General features: G+C 67.6%; 17 protein-coding genes. 9 read left to right on the forward strand and 8 right to left on the reverse strand.

Annotated elements, in window-relative coordinates:
• The first annotated feature begins 4 nt into the window (after positions 1-4).
• The 6 genes from BMX85_RS14040 to BMX85_RS14065 are packed head-to-tail and all read left to right on the forward strand — an operon-like array spanning position 5 to position 6,430.
• A complete protein-coding gene (locus tag BMX85_RS14040; RefSeq protein ID WP_090318940.1) occupies positions 5-253 on the forward strand; it encodes an acyl carrier protein in 249 nt (82 codons plus the stop codon).
• Positions 250-1,113: a hydrolase 2, exosortase A system-associated gene (locus BMX85_RS14045; protein ID WP_090318943.1), complete on the forward strand. Its 864-nt coding sequence runs from the start codon at positions 250-252 to the stop codon at positions 1,111-1,113. The genes BMX85_RS14040 and BMX85_RS14045 overlap by 4 nt, the downstream gene beginning before the upstream one ends.
• Positions 1,103-1,948 (forward strand): hydrolase 1, exosortase A system-associated, encoded by an 846-nt coding sequence (locus tag BMX85_RS14050; RefSeq protein ID WP_090318947.1) that lies wholly within the window; start codon positions 1,103-1,105, stop codon positions 1,946-1,948. Before BMX85_RS14045 ends, BMX85_RS14050 begins: the two co-directional genes overlap by 11 nt.
• Entirely contained in the window at positions 1,942-3,249 is a 1,308-nt protein-coding gene (locus BMX85_RS14055) for a glycosyltransferase (RefSeq protein WP_229210448.1), read from the forward strand. Before BMX85_RS14050 ends, BMX85_RS14055 begins: the two co-directional genes overlap by 7 nt.
• Positions 3,246-3,899, forward strand: a complete 654-nt coding sequence (locus BMX85_RS14060; RefSeq protein WP_090318954.1) for a tetratricopeptide repeat protein — start codon at positions 3,246-3,248, stop codon at positions 3,897-3,899. Before BMX85_RS14055 ends, BMX85_RS14060 begins: the two co-directional genes overlap by 4 nt.
• Positions 3,896-6,430, forward strand: a complete 2,535-nt coding sequence (locus tag BMX85_RS14065) for a hypothetical protein (RefSeq protein ID WP_090318957.1) — start codon at positions 3,896-3,898, stop codon at positions 6,428-6,430. The genes BMX85_RS14060 and BMX85_RS14065 overlap by 4 nt, the downstream gene beginning before the upstream one ends.
• 16 nt (positions 6,431-6,446) lie before the next feature.
• On the opposite strand, the gene BMX85_RS14070 is transcribed toward BMX85_RS14065, so the two are convergent.
• Together BMX85_RS14070 and BMX85_RS14075 are read right to left on the reverse strand one after the other, a co-directional pair.
• A complete protein-coding gene (locus tag BMX85_RS14070) occupies positions 6,447-6,884 on the reverse strand; it encodes a GNAT family N-acetyltransferase (RefSeq protein WP_090318960.1) in 438 nt (145 codons plus the stop codon).
• Positions 6,881-7,810: a LysR substrate-binding domain-containing protein gene (locus tag BMX85_RS14075; RefSeq protein WP_373923639.1), complete on the reverse strand. Its 930-nt coding sequence runs from the start codon at positions 7,808-7,810 to the stop codon at positions 6,881-6,883. Before BMX85_RS14075 ends, BMX85_RS14070 begins: the two co-directional genes overlap by 4 nt.
• A gap of 102 nt (positions 7,811-7,912) precedes the next feature.
• Between BMX85_RS14075 and BMX85_RS14080 the strand changes: the two genes are divergently transcribed.
• Positions 7,913-8,992, forward strand: a complete 1,080-nt coding sequence (locus BMX85_RS14080; protein ID WP_090318966.1) for a tartrate dehydrogenase — start codon at positions 7,913-7,915, stop codon at positions 8,990-8,992.
• A 59-nt stretch (positions 8,993-9,051) separates the two neighbouring features.
• On the opposite strand, the gene BMX85_RS14085 is transcribed toward BMX85_RS14080, so the two are convergent.
• From BMX85_RS14085 to BMX85_RS14105, 5 genes are all read right to left on the reverse strand, one after another.
• Entirely contained in the window at positions 9,052-9,579 is a 528-nt protein-coding gene (locus BMX85_RS14085) for a superoxide dismutase family protein (RefSeq protein WP_090318969.1), read from the reverse strand.
• Positions 9,580-9,705: 126 nt separating this feature from the next.
• Positions 9,706-10,710: an NADP-dependent oxidoreductase gene (locus BMX85_RS14090; protein WP_373923642.1), complete on the reverse strand. Its 1,005-nt coding sequence runs from the start codon at positions 10,708-10,710 to the stop codon at positions 9,706-9,708.
• On the reverse strand, positions 10,711-11,013 hold the full coding sequence (locus BMX85_RS14095) for a Dabb family protein (protein WP_090318971.1): 303 nt from the start codon (positions 11,011-11,013) through the stop codon (positions 10,711-10,713). It lies immediately after the preceding gene.
• Between the two features lie 12 nt (positions 11,014-11,025).
• A complete protein-coding gene (locus BMX85_RS14100; protein WP_090318974.1) occupies positions 11,026-12,951 on the reverse strand; it encodes an acyl-CoA dehydrogenase in 1,926 nt (641 codons plus the stop codon).
• A 4-nt stretch (positions 12,952-12,955) separates the two neighbouring features.
• The gene (locus BMX85_RS14105) at positions 12,956-14,134 is read right to left on the reverse strand and encodes an acetyl-CoA C-acyltransferase (protein WP_090318977.1); all 1,179 of its coding nucleotides are present in this window, start codon (positions 14,132-14,134) and stop codon (positions 12,956-12,958) included.
• A 191-nt stretch (positions 14,135-14,325) separates the two neighbouring features.
• Between BMX85_RS14105 and BMX85_RS14110 the strand changes: the two genes are divergently transcribed.
• Positions 14,326-16,023 carry an MFS transporter gene (locus BMX85_RS14110; RefSeq protein ID WP_090318980.1) on the forward strand — a complete coding sequence of 566 codons (1,698 nt, stop codon included), beginning with the start codon at positions 14,326-14,328 and terminating at the stop codon, positions 16,021-16,023.
• Positions 16,024-16,124: 101 nt separating this feature from the next.
• Here the strand turns inward: BMX85_RS14110 and BMX85_RS14115 are convergent, their stop codons facing one another.
• Positions 16,125-17,153, reverse strand: coding sequence for a helix-turn-helix transcriptional regulator (locus BMX85_RS14115; RefSeq protein WP_229210449.1), 1,029 nt, complete (start codon positions 17,151-17,153; stop codon positions 16,125-16,127).
• 124 nt (positions 17,154-17,277) lie between these two features.
• On the opposite strand from BMX85_RS14115, the gene BMX85_RS14120 reads away from it, so the two are divergent.
• Positions 17,278-18,510 carry a lipase family protein gene (locus BMX85_RS14120; protein WP_090318986.1) on the forward strand — a complete coding sequence of 411 codons (1,233 nt, stop codon included), beginning with the start codon at positions 17,278-17,280 and terminating at the stop codon, positions 18,508-18,510.
• Positions 18,511-18,513 lie beyond the last annotated feature (3 nt).

An 18,513-nucleotide genomic window follows, 5' to 3' on the forward strand; every position in this document is an offset into this window, starting at 1 on the left:
TTAAATGCAACTGGAATCCGTCAAAACCATCCTCGGCGACGTATTGAGCCTGGGACCGTCCGCACAGGCGCTCACGCGCGACTCGGCCCTGTTGGGCAGCATCCCCGAACTCGACTCGATGGCGGTGGTCCAACTGCTGACCGCGCTGGAGGAGCATTACGGCTTCACCATCGACGATGACGATATCAGCGCGCAGACCTTCGCCACCGTCGGCAGCCTGACCGACTTCGTCACCGAGAAGATGGCCGCATGAACCACGTGGCGCCCGAAGCGTTCTTTCTGCCGGCGCACAGCGCGGCCGGCGGGCAGCGCTATTGCCTGTACCAGCCGGCCGCCGGCGTGTGCCGTGGCGCCCTGCTCTACGTACCGCCGTTCGCGGAGGAAATGAACAAATCGCGGCGCATGGCCGCCCTGCTGGCGCTGGAGCTGGCGCGGCAAGGCATCGCCACCGTGCGCATCGACCTGCACGGCTGCGGCGACAGCAGCGGCGATTTTGCCGACGCCCGCTGGGAAAGCTGGCGCGACGATGTCGGCCTTGCCAGCGCATGGCTGGAGCGGCGCAGCGGCCACCGCCCCGCGCTGCTTGGACTGCGCCTGGGCGCGCTGCTGGCGATGGACTACGCCGCCAACGCGCCGGAAGCCGACGCGCCGCGTCGATTGATCCTGTGGCAACCGGTGCTGGACGGCGCCACCTTCCTTACCCAATTCCTGCGCCTGCGCACGGCCGGCGCGATGATGAGCGCGGCGGGCGCGGCCGACAATTCCACCGCCGCCCTGCGCACGATGCTGGCGGCGGGCCGCCCGCTGGAAGTCGCCGGCTACGAACTTTCGCCGCAACTGACGCTGGCCATCGATGGCCTGAAGCTGGCGCCGCTCGGCCGCGCCGGTTGCGCGCTGCACTGGTTCGACGTCGGCCAGCCCGGGCGCGCGCTGTCGCCGGCCACGGCGAAGGCGCTGGCGTCGCTGCGCGAGCGCGGCGTCGAGGTCGACATGACCGCGATCGACGGTCCGGCCTTCTGGGGCAGCCAGGAAATCGCCACCTGCCAGCCGCTGCTGGAGGCGAGCGCCGCGCTGGCCCCGTGCTTCGCGATGGAGAGCGCCGATGCGCTATGACGATCAAGCCGTGGCCTTCGGCTGCGGCGGCGACCAGTTGTACGGCGTGCTGAGCCTGCCCGAGCAGCCGTCGCCGCGCGGCGTGCTGATCATCGTCGGCGGCCCGCAATACCGCGCCGGCAGCCACCGCCAGTTCACCCTGCTGGCGCGCACGCTGGCGGCGCGCGGCATTCCGGTGCAGCGCTTCGACTACCGCGGCATGGGCGACAGCGAAGGCGCGCAGCGCGACTTCGGCGAAGTCGAACTGGACGTGCGGGCGGCCGTCGACCACTTTATGGCGGCGGTGCCCGGCATGCGCGACGTGGTGCTGTGGGGCCTGTGCGACGGCGCCTCGGCGGCGCTGTTTTACGCCAGCCAGGACGCCCGCGTGCGCGGCCTGGTGCTGCTCAACCCGTGGGTGCGCACCGAGGCCGGCGCCGCGCGCGCCACGCTCAAGCATTATTACCGTGGCCGCCTGTTGCAGGGCGATCTGTGGCGCAAGCTGTTCAGCGGGCAGTTCGACGCCGGCGCCGCCTGGCGCTCGCTGCGCCAACTGCTGGCCGCCAGCGGCGGCCGGCCGCGGGCGGACACCGAGGCTGCGCCGGAAGACCTGCCCGCGCGCATGCTGGCGAGCTGGTCGCGCTTCAAGGGCCCGGTGCTGCTGATCCTCAGCGGCGCCGACCTGACCGCCAAGGAATTCACCGACCTGGCCGGCGCCTCGCCCGCATGGCAGCAGTTGCTGGCGCGCGCCGGCACCACGCGACACGAACTCGACGAAGCCGACCACACTTTTTCCCGCCGCGTGTGGCGCGACCAGGTCGCCGACTGGACTGCAAACTGGGTGCACACATGGTAGAGACGGCAACGTCCAAAAAAGTGCTGATGATCGCCTTCCACTATCCGCCGATGCGCGGCAGCAGCGGCATTCAACGCACGCTGAAGTTCTCGCAATACCTGCCGGAATGGGGCTGGAAGCCGGTGCTGTTGTCGGCGCATCCGCGCGCCTACAGCAATCCCGGCAACGACCAGATGGGCGAGATCCCGGCCGACGTGCCGGTGTGCCGCGCCTTCGCGCTCGACACCGCGCGCCACCTGTCGCTGCGCGGGCGCTACGCCGGCCTGATGGCGCTGCCCGACCGCTGGGTCTCGTGGCTGCTGGGCGCGGTGCCGGCCGGACTGCGGCTGATCCGCCGGCATCGTCCGCAAGTGCTGTGGTCGACCTATCCGATCGCCACCGCCCACCTGATCGCCTACGTGCTGCAACGCCTGACGGGGCTGCCGTGGGTGGCCGACCTGCGCGACCCGATGACCGATGTCGGCTACCCGGAAAATCCGCTCACGCGCAAAGTCTACCTGTGGATAGAACGCCGCACGGTCGAACGCTGCACGGTGGCCGTCTGCACCACGCCGGGCGCGATCCAAACCTACCGGCAGCGCTTTCCGCACCTGCCGGCCGAACGCTTCCGTCTGGTCGAGAACGGTTACGACGAAGAAAACTTCCTCGATGCCCAGCGCGACGGCGCCACCGGCGGCGTGCCGCCACCGGCCGCCGGCACGCCGCTGGTGCTGCTGCACAGCGGCGTCATCTATCCCTCCGAGCGCGACCCGGCGCCGTTGTTCGCCGCGATGGCCGCGCTGCGGCGCCAGGGGCTGATCGGCCCGGACACGCTGAGGCTGGTGCTGCGCGCCACCGGTCACGACGCCTTCCTGGCCGGCTTGCTGGCAACCCACGGACTGGACGACATGGTCAGCATCGCCCCGCACCAGCCCTACCGCGCCGCGCTGACCGAAATGCTCAGCGTCGACGCGCTGCTGATCTTGCAGGCGTCCAACTGCAACCACCAGATTCCCGCCAAACTGTACGAATATCTGCGCGCCAGCCGCCCGATCCTGGCGCTGACCGACGCCGCCGGCGACACCGCCGCCACCCTGCGCGCGTCCGGCATCGACACGATCGCCGCGCTCGACTCCGAGGAGGACATCATGCGAATACTGCCGCGTTTCCTGTCGCTGGTGCGCGACGGCAAGGCGCCGTTGCCACCGGCCGCCGTGGTGGCCGCCCATTCGCGCCACGCGCGCAGCGCCGTGCTGGCCCAGTTGCTGGACGACGTGGCCGGCGCCCCGGTGGCGTTCAAGGCCGGCGCGGCGGCGGCATGAGGCGCCCACCTTCCGCGCCGCCGGCCCTGCTGCTGGCGGCCCTGCTGCTGGCCGGCGCGGCGGCGCCAGCGCAGGCCGCGCCCAAGAAGCTGTGCGGACACATCGCCAACTCCTTCGGCCCGTTCGACTACAACGATCCGGGCAATGTCCAGAACATCGCCATGGTCGAGCCGCACCATTTTCCCGAGGAGGTGGAGCTGGGCATACGCGGCGCCACCGGTCCGCTCGGCAGCGACATCGATTACACCTTGCGCGCCATTCCCAACCATCCGCGCGCGCTGGCGACGATGGCGCGCGTCGGCGTGCGCGACAAGGTCACGCAGCTGCCCGGCGCCCAGTTCCCCGTCGAATGCTATTTCGTGCGGGCGATGGAATTCCAGCCGGCCGACCCGGCCGTGCGCGCCACCTACGCCACCTACCTGATGGCGCTGGGCAAACTCGAGATGGCGCGCGACCAGTTGCGCGAGGCGGTGGCGCTGGCGCCGGAAGACCCGACCTATAATTACAACCTCGGCCTGGCGTACTACAAAACCAAGCAATTCAAGGAAGCCAATGAGTACGCGCACAAGGCCTATGCGCTCGGCTTCCCGCTGCCAGGCCTCAAGCAGCTATTGGTAACGGCCGGAATATGGCAGGAACCGGCGCCATGAACGAGTCCGCCGCCGGCCTGGTTGTCGGCGGAACGGCCGCCGACACGGGCGGCGGTGCGGCGCGCCAGCCCTCGGTCGGCGCCGCCCGCATCGTGCTATGGCGCTTGCTGACGTTGATACCGCTGGCGCTGCTGGCGGCGCTGCTGCCGCACTATCCGTTCTGGCCGCTGGAGGCCACGCTGGCGCTCGCCGCCTACGCGGCGCTGCTCTGGTGGCGCCCCGCGCTGTGGCTGCTGCTGGTGCCGGCCGCGCTGCCATGGCTGGACCTTGGCACCCGGACCGGCTGGTTCTACCTCGATGAGTTCGATCTGATGCTGCTGGCGACGGCCGCCGTGGGTTACTGGCGGCTGGCGCCCTGCCACCGCACCGGCAAGCTGCCCACGGTCGCCAAGCTGTTGCTGGCCGCCGTGGCCGCCAGCACCGCCGTCGCCGCCGTGCGCGGGCTGCTTCCGCTGCCGCCGCTGGACTTGAACGCCTTCGCCAGCTACAGCAGCCACTACAACAGCCTGCGCGTGGCCAAGGGGCTGGCGTGGGCCTTGGTACTGCTGCCGCTGCTGACCCGCAGCGTGGGGCCGGAACTGCGCGGGTTGCGCACCTTGCTGGTGCCGGGCATGCTGCTCGGCTTGTTCTGCACGGCGCTGGTCCAGGGTTGGGAGCGCTGGTTATTTCCCGGCCTGCTCAACTTCTCCACCGACTACCGGCCGACCGCCTCGTTCTCGGCCATGCACACCGGCGGCGCCGCGCTGGACGCCTTCCTGGCGCTGAGCTTCCCGTTCGTGGCGTGCTGGCTGCTGGGTAAAAGCAGGCCTTGGCAACTGGGCGCCGCGCTGGCGCTGCTCATGATGGGGCTGTTCACAGGCTTTACCACGTTCTCGCGCGACGTCTGGCTGGCCTACGCCGGCTCCGGCGTCGTGATCGGCTGCCTGGTCTGCGGTCCGCAACTGGCCGCCGGCAAGCTGCGGCCCGGCGTGCTGGTGGCGGTGGCGGCGTTGCTCGCCGTGATCAGCGTGCTGCTGATGCGCTCCTTCGCCACCGGCGGCTACCGCACGCTCGGCGGCCTGCTCCTATTGCTGGGCGCGACCCTGATGACGGGCGGGCTGCCGCGCGCCGCCGGCCGCGTGCTGCAGCCGCGCCACCTGTCGTGGGCCGGCGCGGCCACCGCCGCCCTGCTGTTGCTGGACCTGGCCCTGTTCGTTTTGCTGCGCAATCTACCGGTGCCGGGCTGGGCAAAGGCGCCCTATCTGTCGCTGGCGGCGGCCGCCTTCGGCGCCGGACTGGCGGGCGCCGCGGCGCTGTGCGGCCCGCGCGCCTGGCGCCAGCCCGCCACCGCGCTGGCGCTGGGCGCCTACCCGGCCCTGGCGATCGCCTGCCTGCTGGTGGCGCGCCATTGGGGCGGCATGCCGGCCGCGCAGGACGCGTCCTGGGTGGTCGCGCTGAGCGGCCTGATCTGCATCACCAGCCTGCTGTTCCACCAGCCGCTGTGGCGCATCGGCCGCGCCAGCGTCACCTTCGGCGCGGGCGCGGCGGCGCTGCTGGCGATGGCGATTCCGGTGCTGGGCAGCTCGTACATGGGCGAGCGCATGAGCACTGTCGCGCAGGACTGGGAGCTGCGCACCCGCCACTGGGACGAGGCCGTGCACATGATGCCGGACGACTTGCCGACGACCCTGCTCGGCGCCGGGCTCGGGAGCTATCCGCGCACCTATTATTGGGGCAACATGCTGGGCATCCGCCCCGGCAGCTTCCGCTACGAGACCGACCTTGTCGGCAACAACTTCCTGCGTCTCGCCGCCCCGGTCCACCCGCGCGGCTATAGCGACGTGGTGCGGCATATCCAGCATGTGCGCCTGGAACCGAACACCAACTATCGGATTGCGCTGGACGTCAAACGCAGCGATCCCAAGGCCGTGGTGTGGATGGCGGTGTGCGAGCGCTGGCTGCTCTATCCGCAGACCTGCGTCTCGCCCGTAATCAAACTGGCGGGGGCCGACGACCGCTGGCAGCACTTCGATCTGGATTTCTACAGCGCCGGCATGGGCCAGCGGCAGGATTTGCTTGCGCAACTGGCGGGCGCGCGGGCGCCGGTGCAACTGGAGCTGGCCAGCGGCGACCAGGCCGGCGTGGTCGACATCGACAACGTGAGCGTGCGGGCGCGCAATGGCGGGCCGGAGCTGCTGCGCAATGGCGACTTCACGGCCGGACAGGCTGGCTGGTTCTTCACCAGCGACCGTGATCACTTGCCCTGGCATATCAAGAATTTCTACATCCATACCTACTTCGAGCAGGGCTGGCTGGGCGCGGTGGCGTTGGGCTTGCTGCTGGTGTACGGCGCCGGCCGGATGGCGGGCAGCGCGTGGCATGGCCGGGTCGATGCGGCGGTATTCCTGGCCGCGCTGACCGGCGCGCTGGTGGTGGGGATGTTCGATAGCCTGTTCGATGTGCCGAAGGTGCAGTTATTGTTCTTCCTGGTGCTGGCGGCGGGGTTGCTGCGGCCGCGCCGGCGCCTTGCGGGCCGCCCGGGAACCCCGTGATCCGGCGCTCAACGGATCATGCGAAGGTATATTGCATGTTGATGTGGGCGATGCCCGCTTCGAAGAACTCCCCGCCGTCGATCGTAAAGCCGTGCCGCTGGTAGAACGGGGCGGCGTGCGACTGCGAACTGAGCACCACCTGGCGGTCGCCGCGCGCCCTGGCTTGCGCCATCAGCGCTTGCAGCAAGGCGCCGCCGACACCCGTGCCGCGCGCACCCTTGCGCACCGCCATGCGGCCGATGTGGCCGTCCGGCAGCAGCCTGCCGGTGCCGACCGGCACGCCGGCGGCGTCGTAGGCGACCGCGTGCAGGCAGACGGCGTCCATGTTGTCCATCTCCAGCTCGGCTGGAACCTGTTGTTCTTCGACGAAGACTTCGAAACGGATGGTCTTGGCGTCCTCGCTGAGGGCGCTCCAGTCTCCGAAGCGGATATCGTAGGGGGCGTGGTCGGTCATTCGCGTGGCGTCTGGTTGGTCGAGCCTGGATTGTCGCACGCGAGATGCCGTTCGAGGAAGTCCACGAACACGCGCACTTTGGCCGAACTGGCCAAGCGTTGCGGATAGACCGCCCAGACGTTGGCTTCCTGCGTGTAGGCCGGCAATATCTGCACCAGCTGGCCGCGGTCGAGGTACGCCTGCGCATCCCAGCGCGACCGCAGCACGATGCCGGCGCCGGCCACCGCCCATTGCAGCGCGATCTCGCCGTGGTTGGTCGACAGCGGACCGGTCACCTTGACCACGCCCTCCTCCCCGGCGCTGCGCAGGCGCCAGACGCCGAACGGCAAATCGCGCTCCTTGATCGGCAGGCAATCGTGGGCTTCGAGCTCGCGCAGGGTTGCCGGCGTGCCGCGCCGCGCCAGATAGGCGGGCGACGCGCACAGGATGCGGTGGTTGGTCATCAGCCGCCGCGCGATCAGTTGCGGCGCGATCTCGTCGCCGATGCGCACGTCGATGTCGAAGCCCTCGCTGACGATGTCGACCAGGCGGTCGAACACCTCCAGCCGCACCTGCAGCGCCGGATGCCCGGCCGCCAGCCGGGCGATCGCCGGGGCGACCACGTTGCGTCCGAAACCGAAGCTGCTGCTGACGCGCAGCTGGCCGCGCGGCACGCCCTGCCGCTCGGCCACCTCGTCGAACAGGCTATCCAGGCTAGCCAGTATCGTCAGCGCGCGGGTGTAGACCTGCTCGCCATCGTCGCTGACCACCACCCGCCGCGTGGTGCGGTGGAACAGCCGCACGCCCAGCGCCTCTTCCAGCATGCCGATCCGCTTGCTGACATAAGCCGGCGACATGCCCAGCTCCTCGGCGGCGGCGACGAAACTGGCCTTGCGCACGACGGTGGCGAACACCCGCAGGTCGTTGTTTTCAATATTTTTATTCACGGCCATTGTTCACGATACGTGTTTTATGAGATCACAATTAGACACATTCTAAACCAGACCGCGCACGCTATGCTGCACCCATACGCTAACCGAGGAGATTCCATGAAACAGCACAAGATCGCAGTCATCGCCGGCGACGGCATCGGCAAGGAAGTCATGCCCGAGGGTATCAGGGTGGTGGAGGCCGCCGCCAAGCGGTTCGACATCGGCATCGAATGGACCACCTTCGAGTGGGCCAGCTGCGATTACTACGTCAAGCACGGCAAGATGATGCCGGACGACTGGTTCGAGCAGCTCAAGGGTTACGACGCGATCTTCTTCGGCGCGGTCGGCTGGCCGGAAACCGTGCCGGATCATGTATCGCTGTGGGGCTCGCTGCTGAAGTTCCGGCGCCAGTTCGACCAGTATGTCAACCTGCGGCCGGTGCGCCTGATGCCCGGCGTGCCTTGTCCGCTGGCCAACAAGAAGCCGGGCGACATCGACTTCTATATCGTCCGCGAGAATACCGAAGGCGAGTATTCATCCGTCGGCGGCAAGATGTTCGAAGGCACCGAGCGCGAATTCGTCTTGCAGGAGTCGGTGTTCACGCGCACCGGCGTCGATCGCGTGCTGAAGTACGCGTTCGAGCTGGCGCGCAGCCGGCCGAAACGGCACCTGACGTCGGCCACCAAGTCGAACGGCATTTCGATCAGCATGCCGTACTGGGACGAGCGCTTCGCGGCCATGGGCGAAAGTTATCCGGAGGTAAGGCGCGACCAGTACCACATCGATATTTTGTGCGCGCGCTTCGTATTGTCGCCGGAGCGCTTCGACGTGGTGGTGGCGTCCAATCTGTTCGGGGATATCCTGTCGGATCTGGGGCCGGCCTGCACCGGGACGATCGGTATCGCGCCGTCGGCCAATTTGAATCCGGAGCGGACCTGGCCGTCGTTGTTCGAGCCGGTGCACGGATCGGCGCCGGATATTTATGGGCAGAATATCGCCAACCCCGTGGCCATGATCTGGTCGGGGGCGATGATGCTGGACTTCCTGGGCGGTGGCGAGGGCAAGTACCGGGCGGCGCACGACGCGATCGTGGCGGCCATCGAGGCCTGCGTTCAGGACGGGACGCGGACGCCGGATTTGGGCGGCACGGCCGACACGACCGAGGCGGGCAAGGCGATCGCGGCGGCGTTGGGCTGACATCGACCGACCGGATCGGCGCGCACACCGCCGATCCGCTCCAGGTGTCTACATCTCGTTTATTTGGCGGCAATCACGCCGCAGGCCAGACGGGCGCCGGAATTGCCGGTCGGCTGGGTGACCATGTCGTCCGGCGCGGCGTGGACGATCACGGCGCGGCCGACCGCATTGGCGGCGTTGCCGTCGGTCAGGTTAACCTGGGTCAGCGGCACCTTCACATCCAGTTCGGCCACGCCCTTGTCGTTGGCGTTCAGGTTGCCGAAGTCGCCGCCGTGGTGCGCCGCCTTGGCCGGATCGCCATGCGCCGTCGCCGACGGGTTGAAGTGGCCGCCGGCGCTGGTGCCGTCCGGCGCCGAGCAGTCACCCTTTTCATGGATGTGGAAGCCGTGCAGGCCTGGCGTCAATCCCTCGATGCGCGCCTTGACGCGCAGGCTGTCCGCCGATTGGTCGAAACTGACCGTGCCGGTGACCTTGTTGCCGGCGGTCGCCTTCAACGGCGCCTCGGCGCTGGTGGTGGCGGCGAAGGCGGTCGATGCCGCCATCAGGGACAAACTCATCATGCAGCGCACTACGGCGATCTTGTTCATATATTTCCTATCTTCAAAAGAGTGTTCGGGTACGTCAAGCACGGTTAGGCTACGCCGCTTTGGTCGCTTCGACAACAGTCGTAGTGTAGAGTGTGTGAAACAATTCACCCACCAGCGATTCACCGGTCACACCAGCTTGACCAGCTGCTTGCCGAAGTTCCGCCCCTCCATCAGGCCGATGAACGCGTCCGGGGCCGACGCCAGCCCCTGCGCCACCGATTCGCGGTACTTGAGTTTGCCGTCCGCGACCAGCGCGCCCAGCTCCTGCAAGCCCTGCGCCCAAAACTCCATGTGCTCGGTGACGATGAAGCCGCGCAAGGTCAGGCGGTTGATCAGCAGCAGGCGCGAGTTCTTGATCGACAGGTCGGCGCCGGCGAAACCGGCGATGATGCCGCACAGCGCGATGCGCGCGAAGGCGTTGGTGCGCGCCAGCGACGCGTCGAGCACCGCGCCGCCGACGTTCTCGAAAATGCCGTCGACGCCATCGGGCGTGGCCGCTTCCAGATCCTGCTCCAGATTGCCGGCCTTGTAGTCGATGCAGGCGTCGAAGCCCAGCTCGTCGACCACGTAGGCGCACTTCTCCGCCCCGCCGGCAATGCCGACCGCGCGGCAGCCGCGCAGCTTGGCCAACTGCCCGACCACGCTGCCGACGGCGCCGCTGGCGGCCGACACCACGATCGTCTCGCCCGGCTTGGACGCCATGATCTGGTTGAAGCCGTACCACGCCGCCATGCCGGGCATGCCGACCGCGCCCAGATACGCCGACAACGGAATATTGGACGTGTCGAGCTTGCGCAGCATGGCGCCGTCGGACACGCCCATCTCGCTCCAGCCGAGCACGCCGCCGACGAAGTCGCCGGCCTGATAACGCGCGTTGCGCGACGCCAGCACTTCGCCGACGGTGCCGCCGATCATGGTGTCATCGAGCGCCTGGCAATCGGCGTAGCTCTTGGACGCGCTCATGCGCCCGCGCATGTACGGGTCCAGCGACAGATAGTGGTTGCGGATCAACACCTGGCCGTCGGCCAGCTGCGGCACCGGCACGGTCTCCAGGCGGAAGTTCTCCGGCAACACCGCACCGCGCGGACGCGAGGCGAGGACGATGCGTTGGTAGGTCGAAGCAATAGTCATTTACACCTCGTAGTCCATGCATTGGCGCTGGTCGCGCACGGCGCCGAAGAACGGCTTGATCGCCACGTGGTCCGGGTGTTCCTGGTACGCGTCCAGCGCCGCCTTGTCGGTGAACTCGGAATACAAAATCACATCGTAGGTCGCCTCCAGGCCCGGCTGGGCCAGCGCCGCCTCGAATTTCAGGATGCCAGGCACCAGACCGGCGCAGCCGTCGAGCATCGCCTTCATCTTGGCGGCATTGGTGGCGCGGTCGCCGCCTTCGGCGTGTTCTTTCAGTTTCCACATCACGATGTGTTTGAGCATATTTAATCCTAGTTAAAACCACGCGTCCCGCATATCGAGCGTGGTGGTGTCCACGCTGGCCAGCAGCTCCAGCTGCTGCGCCACCTTCGGCAGCTCCCAGCGGTAGAAGAAGCGGCAAGCCTGCAGCTTGCCGCGATAAAAATCGGCATCCGGCGCGCCCGCCCCGGGCAGCGCGCGCGCCGCCAGCAACGCTTGCTGGAGCCAAATCCACGCCAGCACCACGTGGCCGACCGCCTCCAGATAGGCGCTGGCGTTGGCCAGCGTCTTGTTCATGTCGCCGACAGCATACAGGCTCTGCGTGACTTGTTCCACCCTCTGCCATGCCGTATCGAGCGCGGCGGCGTGGGCCAGCAGTTCGGCGGCGATGTCGCTGGCCGCCGCGGCCGACAGCTGCGCGCTGGCGGCATCGACCGCTCCCGGCGCGCCGACGCCGCCGCGCACCTTGCGCACCGTGCGCCGCAGCTCGGCGCCGAAAGCCTTGAACAACGCGCCGTCCTGCGTCGCCACTTTGCGGCCCAGCAGGTCCAGGCCGTGGATGCCGTGCGTGCCTTCGTGGATGGCGTTGAGGCGGTTGTCGCGGTAGAACTGTTCGACGTTGTACTCGCGCGTGTAGCCGTAGCCGCCGTGCACCTGGATCGCCAGGCTGTTGGCCTCGACGCACCACTGCGATGGCCACGACTTGGTGACCGGCGTCAGGAAATCGAGCAAGCGTCCGGCGTGTTCGCGCGCTTCCGGCGTGTCGGCGGTGCGCTGCTCGTCGACCAGCCGCGAGCAATACAACACCAGTCCCAGCGCGCCTTCGACATACGCCTTCTGCGCCAGCAGCATGCGGCGCACGTCGGTGTGTTCGATGATGGTCAACTGCGGCTGGGCGGGATCCTTCTGCGCCGGATGGCGGCCTTGCGGACGGTTGCGGGCGTAGTCCAGCGCGTGCAGGTAGCCGGTGTAGCCGAGCACGGCAGCGCCGAGGCCGACGCAGATACGCGCGTCGTTCATCATGTGGAACATGTTGGCCAGGCCCTGGTGGGCGGTGCCGACCAGATAGCCGACCGCGCCGCCCTTGCCCATCGGCTTGAACTTGCCCTCGCCGAAGTTGAGCAGGCAATTGGTGGCGCCGCGATTGCCCATCTTGTGGTTCAGGCCGGCCAGCACGACGTCGTTGCGCTCGCCCGGGCTGCCATCATCGTTGACCAGGAACTTGGGCACGATGAACAGCGAGATGCCTTTGACACCAGGGATCAGCTTGCCGTCCGGTCCCGGGATCTTGGCCAGCACCAGGTGCACGATGTTGTCCGACAGTTCGTGCTCGCCGCCCGTGATCCACATCTTGTTGCCGCTGAGCCGGTACTGGCGCCCGCCGTCGACGCCGTCGACCGGATCGGGCTCGGCGCGGGTGGTGATGTCCGACAGGCTGGAGCCGGCCTGCGGCTCGGACAGGCACATGGTGCCGAAATAGCGGCCGGCGAACATCGGATCGGCGAAGCGCCGCACCTGCTCCGGCGTGCCGCACTTGAGCAAGGTGCCGGCATTGCTGGTGGTCAGGAAGGTGTAGGCCGTGGTGCTGACATTGGCGGCGGTGAAGTAGCACGCCAGCGTTTTCTCCACCACGCACGGCAGCTGCATGCCGCCGCGCTCGTAGTCCTGTCCGGACGCCATCAGGCCGGCCGCGGAGTAGGCGTCGAGCGCCACCTTCACGTCGGAAATCATGTGCACGTTCAGGCAGTGCGCGCCGGGCACCGCGTGCGGCTCTTGGCTGTCGCTCTTTTTATTGTGCGGCGCGAACAGATCGGCCGCCAACTGCGCGGCCGTGTCGATCGCGGCGTCGAAGGTTTCGCGGTTGTGGTCCTGGAATCGCCCTCGTTTGGTCAGCGATTCCACGTCCAGCCATTCGTACAGCATGAAGTCGATGTCGCGACGCGACAGCAGTTTCGATTGCATGGGCTCAGACCACTTCGAACAGGCCTGCCGCGCCCTGGCCGCCGCCGATGCACATCGTCACCACCACGTATTTGACGCCGCGCCGCTTGCCTTCCAACAGCGCGTGGCCGGTCAGGCGCGCGCCCGAGACGCCGTAAGGATGGCCGACGGCGATGGCGCCGCCGTTGACGTTGAGCCGGTCCATCGGAATGCCCAGCTTGTCCGCGCAATACAGCACCTGCACGGCGAAGGCCTCGTTCAATTCCCACAGGCCGATGTCCTCGACCTTGAGCCCGGCTTTTTTCAGCAGCTTGGGGATCGCGAACACCGGGCCGATGCCCATCTCGTCCGGTTCGCAGCCGGCCACGGCGAAGCCACGGAAAATGCCCAGCGGCGCCAGCCCCTTGGCGGCGGCGCTCCGCGCGCTCATGACGATCGCCATCGAGCCGCCATCGGAGAACTGGCTGGCGTTGCCGGCGCTGATGACGCCGCCCGGCACGGCGCTGCGGATCTTGGCCACGCCCTCGTAGGTGGTGTCGGCGCGGATGCCTTCGTCGGCCGAGATCGTCACTTCGCGACTCAGCAGCATGCCCGACTCCTTGTCGGCCACGCCCATCACCGTGGTCATCGGCACGATCTCGGCGTCGAACAGCCCGGCGGCCTGGGCGGCGGCGGCGCGCTGCTGGCTTTGCACGCCGTAATGGTCCTGGCGCTCGCGGCTGATGTTGTAGCGCTTGGCGACCGTCTCGGCCGTCTGCAGCATCGGCCAGTACAGTTCCGGCTTGTGCTCGGACAGCCACACTTCCTTGTACATATGGGTGTTCATTTCCTGCTGCACGCAGGAGATCGACTCGACCCCGCCGGCGGCATAGATGTCGCCCTCGCCGGCGATGATGCGTTGCGCGGCGGTGGCGATGGTTTGCAAGCCCGACGAGCAGAAGCGGTTGATGGTCATGCCGGCGGTGGTCACCGGGCAGCCGCCGCGCAGCGCGATCTGGCGCGCGATGTTGCCGCCGGTGGCGCCTTCCGGATTGGCGCAGCCGACCAGCACGTCCTCGACCTCGCCCGGCTCGATGCCGGCGCGGGCGATCGCGGCCTGCAACACGTGGCCGCCCAGGGTGGCGCCGTGCGTCATGTTGAACGCGCCCTTCCAGGATTTGGCAAGCCCGGTGCGGGCGGTCGAAACGATGACGGCATCTATCATGGCAATCTCCTGTGGATTATTTTAGTCGGGCCAGAATAGCATATTTAGTACGACCGTTCTTAATTCAATTTGTCAGTTTCGCGTAAGTTTGAAGCAAGCATGACGTAAGGTTCGGCGGCCACACTGCATTCAAGCTGACGGAGTAATAACTATCGCGGCTAGTGAAGTTCAAATAATTACAGGAGACATATATGGCAACCCCAACAGGCACTGCAGACCTGCGCAATCCGCCCAAATCGACGGTGATCACGCCGGAAGAACGCAAGGTGATTTTCGCCTCGTCGCTGGGCACGGTCTTTGAATGGTACGATTTCTATTTGTACGGTGCGCTGGCGTCTATCATCGCCAAGCAATTCTTCATCGGCGACCCCACCACCACCTTCATTTTCGCGCTGCTGGCGTTTGCCGCCGGCTTCATCGTGCGTCCGTTCGGCGCGCTCGTGTTCGGCCGCCTGGGCGACATGATCGGCCGTAAGTACACCTTCCTGATCACCATCCTGATCATGGGCGCGTCGACCTTCATCGTCGGCCTGTTGCCCGGCTACGCGGCGATCGGCATCGCCGCGCCGATCATCCTGGTGGTCCTGCGCATCCTGCAGGGCCTGGCGCTGGGCGGCGAGTACGGCGGCGCGGCGACCTACGTCGCCGAGCACGCGCCGAACGGCAAGCGCGGCTCCTTCACCGCCTGGATTCAAACCACCGCGACGCTGGGCCTGTTCCTGTCGCTGCTGGTGATCCTGGGCACCCGCACCGCCGTCGGCGAGGAAGCATTCAACGCCTGGGGCTGGCGCGTGCCGTTCCTGGTGTCGGTGCTGCTGCTGGGCGTTTCGGTGTGGATCCGCCTGTCGATGAACGAATCGCCGGCCTTCGCCAAAATGAAAGCCGAGGGCAAGACCTCGAAAGCGCCGCTGAGCGAAGCGTTCGGCCAATGGAAAAACCTGAAAGTGGTGATCCTGGCGCTGGTCGGCCTGACCATGGGCCAGGCGGTGGTGTGGTACACCGGCCAGTTCTACGCGCTGTTCTTCATGACGCAAACGCTCAAGATCGACGGCGCCAGCGCCAACATCATGACCGCCATCTCGCTGGCCCTTGCCACGCCGTTCTTCATCTTCTTCGGCATGCTGTCGGACAAGATCGGTCGCAAATGGATCATCCTGGGCGGTTGCGTGATCGCCGCGGCGACCTACTTCCCGCTGTTCGGCGCGCTGACCCACTACGGCAATCCGGCGCTGGAAACGGCACTGAAGAACTCGCCAGTGGTGGTGGTCGCCGATCCGGCATCGTGCCACTTCCAGTTCAATCCGACCGGCACCACCAAGTTCCCGTCGTCGTGCGACATCGCCACCGGCATTCTGTCGAACGCGTCGGTCGCCTACACCAAGGAAGCGGCACCGGCCGGCAGCGTCGCCAAGATCAAGATCGGCGACAAGGAAGTGCCGGCGTTCAACGCCGTCATGACCGCCGACGGCCTGAACTTCGACGCCGACAGCAAGAAGGCCGAAGCCGCGCTGAAGAAAGAGGTGGCGGCGGCGGTCAAGGTCGCCGGCTATCCGGCCAAGGCCGACGAATCGCAAATGAACAAGCCGATGATCGTCGGCATCCTGTTCATCCTGGTGCTGTATGTGACGATGGTGTACGGCCCGATCGCCGCGATGCTGGTTGAAATGTTCCCGACCCGCATCCGCTACACCTCGATGTCGCTGCCATACCACATCGGTAACGGCTGGTTCGGCGGCCTGCTGCCGACGATCTCGTTCGCGCTGGTCGCGTTCAAGGGCGACATCTACTACGGCCTGTGGTATCCGATCGTCATCGCCCTGATCACCGCCGTGATCGGCGCGCTGTTCGTCCGCGAGACCAAGGACAACAACATCTACGCCAACGACTAACGCTGGCGCGCCACGGCGCACAAAGGCCGGGTTCCGCAAAGCGGACCCGGCCTTTTTTTTCGTCCGGGGTCAAGTCTGGCATTCGGACACGGGCGCGGCTGTCACGGCGCTAATGCCGCCAATAATTCGATCTTGTTGGACACGCCCAGGCTGCCGTAGGCGCTCTTCAGGTAGCTGCGCACCGTCGCCGGCGTCAGCCCCATCAGCCGCGCGATCTCCTTGTACGAGTGGCCGCGCGCGTACAACATCGCGGCGCTGAGCTCGCGCGGCGAGACCCGCGACGCGCGCGTGGCGTCGTCCACCAGCGTCAGCACCGCCAGCGGTCCGCTGCGGTCCAGCAGCAACCGGCTCCCCGCCAGCGCGATGCTGCACGGCGCCCGCGCCAGCCCGTCCACCACTTTCGCCGGCAGGATCGTACCCTGCCAATTGTCGCAAGCGCTGCCCAGCAGCCGCCCGACGCCGCCGCCCAGGAACGACAACCGTCCCTGCATGTCCGAGACCGCCAGCGACGCCAGCGAGGTCGCCTTGCTCGCCGCCCGCATGTCGGCCAGGCGGTACGCCCAGTGTTGCAGCAAATGCCGGCTGAACGCGTGGAACAGCATGCTCTCCAGGTCGCTGAAGCGCGACCGCGTGCCCGCGCAGTTGCGGTACAGGCAAACAAAAAACAACAAGCCGCTGCCGGGCAGCTCATCCGTGATCGCCATGACCGTGCGCAACCCGTGCCGCTCGACGAAGGCGACCATTTCCTGCCGAACATCCGGCGGCGCGCCGCCGCCTTCGCGCACCACCACGCCCAGGCGGTCCATCGACGCGCGCGCGAAGCCGTCGGACGCGGCCACCGTCTGGTTCCATTCCTGCGCGAAGTCCGGGCTCAGGCCGATGCTCGAGTGCATCAGGTTGCGCGGCGCCCGCGTGCCCGTGGCCGGACTCACCTCGCCCCACCAGGCGGAATCGAAGCCGATGAAACGCCGCAGTATCAATAAGGACTCATGCAGGAACTGCTGCGGTCCCGCCTCCCGCGCCAGCTCGCCCAGCGCCAGCAACGCGCCGCTGAACGCCAGGTATACCGGCGGCGGCACGGCGGCCCCGGCCCCGCAGCCGGTCTTGATCGATGGATGTTGGTCCCGCACGCGGCCTCCCGGATAGTCGCCCCCCCCGCATCTGCGGAGGGCCGCCCCGGCATGCCGGCCGGTACCATGGATGATATCAGGCCACCTGATAAATTTCATCCATAACGATAAAAGGAGACTCTTCATGGCAATCATTCACACAACGGTTGCGCGGGCCGGCGCGCTGGCGCTCGCCTGCGGCGCGGCGCTGTCGACCGCTATGCTCGGCGGCTGCGGCGACAACACCGCCCACGCGGCCAACATCGCGGGCTTCAAGGAAGTGTCGCTCGGCACGTCCTTCTGGGACATCACGGCGGCGCCGCCGGCCGGTGCCGCCGCCGGCGACATCCTGCAGGCGCAGTCGCGCACCGACGCCCCGCCGGGCGTCAAGGCCTGGGACGTGGTCTACGTCTCGGAAATCCAGCCCGGCAAACTGGCGTACGTCTCGGGCGAGATCTACATCCCCGCCGGGTCGGCGGGCGGCCCGCGCGACGTGGTGCTGTGGAACCACGAGACGGCCGGCCTGGCCGACGCCTGCGCACCCTCGCGCCGCAGCCGGATCGAAGCCGGCCGCGAGCGCGTGCCGGCGCTGGAGGCGCTGCTGGCCAAGGGCCACGTGGTGGTCATGAGCGATTACCCGGGACTGGGCCTGCCCGGCCCCGCCTACTACATGGCGGGCCAGCCGAACGCCCGCGCCTCGCTCGACATGCTGCGGGTAGCGCAGAAGTTCAGCGAGGCCAACGCCTCGCGCCGCTACGTGATGTACGGCTGGTCGCAAGGCGGCCAGACCACGATGTGGGCGGAAAATATCGCCGCCAGCTACGCGCCGGAGTTCACCGGCCTGGGCGCGGCGCTGCTGGCGCCGGCGGTGCGCATCAAGGACCTGACGCTCAATTCGATGACCAGCGCCGAAAACGCCGGTTACGTGATCTCGACCTTGCCCGGCATCCAGGCCTACTTCCCGGCCCTGAAGTACCGCGACTTCCTGACGCCGGCGGCGATGGAACAGTTGCCGGTGCTGGCCAGCGGCTGTTTCGACGTCTGGGACGCCGCCGCCGGCGTCAAGGACGCCTACGTGCCGGGCGCCCTGTCCCCCGGCAGCGCCTGGTGGACGGCGATGACGGCGGTCGACAACTTCACGCCGCGCGGTTCGATGCCGTTCAAGATCTACCAGGGGTCGGCCGACACCACCACGCCGCCGCCGTTGACCAAGCGCGAGCGCGCCGCCCTGTGCAGCGCCGGAGCGGCCGTCGATTACCAGGAATTCCCGGGACTGGACCACGGCGCGGTGGTGGGCGAAGCGGCCAAGGTGCTGCCGGCCTGGTTCGACGAGCGTTTCGCCGGCCGCGCCGCCGCCAGCAACTGCGGCGCGCCGTAAGCA

The organism is Duganella sp. CF517 (assembly GCF_900110275.1).
In the GTDB taxonomy this organism is placed as follows: domain Bacteria; phylum Pseudomonadota; class Gammaproteobacteria; order Burkholderiales; family Burkholderiaceae_D; genus Rugamonas.

Bases quoted from the DNA above. Each gene is read 5' to 3' on its own strand.
- BMX85_RS14040 (WP_090318940.1), top strand. From the start codon at position 5: ATGCAACTGGAATCCGTCAAAACCATCCTCGGCGACGTATTGAGCCTG.
- BMX85_RS14045 (WP_090318943.1), top strand. From the start codon at position 250: ATGAACCACGTGGCGCCCGAAGCGTTCTTTCTGCCGGCGCACAGCGCG.
- BMX85_RS14050 (WP_090318947.1), top strand. From the start codon at position 1,103: ATGCGCTATGACGATCAAGCCGTGGCCTTCGGCTGCGGCGGCGACCAG.
- BMX85_RS14055 (WP_229210448.1), top strand. From the start codon at position 1,942: ATGGTAGAGACGGCAACGTCCAAAAAAGTGCTGATGATCGCCTTCCAC.
- BMX85_RS14060 (WP_090318954.1), top strand. From the start codon at position 3,246: ATGAGGCGCCCACCTTCCGCGCCGCCGGCCCTGCTGCTGGCGGCCCTG.
- BMX85_RS14065 (WP_090318957.1), top strand. From the start codon at position 3,896: ATGAACGAGTCCGCCGCCGGCCTGGTTGTCGGCGGAACGGCCGCCGAC.
- BMX85_RS14070 (WP_090318960.1), bottom strand. From the start codon at position 6,884: ATGACCGACCACGCCCCCTACGATATCCGCTTCGGAGACTGGAGCGCC.
- BMX85_RS14080 (WP_090318966.1), top strand. From the start codon at position 7,913: ATGAAACAGCACAAGATCGCAGTCATCGCCGGCGACGGCATCGGCAAG.
- BMX85_RS14085 (WP_090318969.1), bottom strand. From the start codon at position 9,579: ATGAACAAGATCGCCGTAGTGCGCTGCATGATGAGTTTGTCCCTGATG.
- BMX85_RS14090 (WP_373923642.1), bottom strand. From the start codon at position 10,710: ATGACTATTGCTTCGACCTACCAACGCATCGTCCTCGCCTCGCGTCCG.
- BMX85_RS14095 (WP_090318971.1), bottom strand. From the start codon at position 11,013: ATGCTCAAACACATCGTGATGTGGAAACTGAAAGAACACGCCGAAGGC.
- BMX85_RS14100 (WP_090318974.1), bottom strand. From the start codon at position 12,951: ATGCAATCGAAACTGCTGTCGCGTCGCGACATCGACTTCATGCTGTAC.
- BMX85_RS14105 (WP_090318977.1), bottom strand. From the start codon at position 14,134: ATGATAGATGCCGTCATCGTTTCGACCGCCCGCACCGGGCTTGCCAAA.
- BMX85_RS14110 (WP_090318980.1), top strand. From the start codon at position 14,326: ATGGCAACCCCAACAGGCACTGCAGACCTGCGCAATCCGCCCAAATCG.
- BMX85_RS14120 (WP_090318986.1), top strand. From the start codon at position 17,278: ATGGCAATCATTCACACAACGGTTGCGCGGGCCGGCGCGCTGGCGCTC.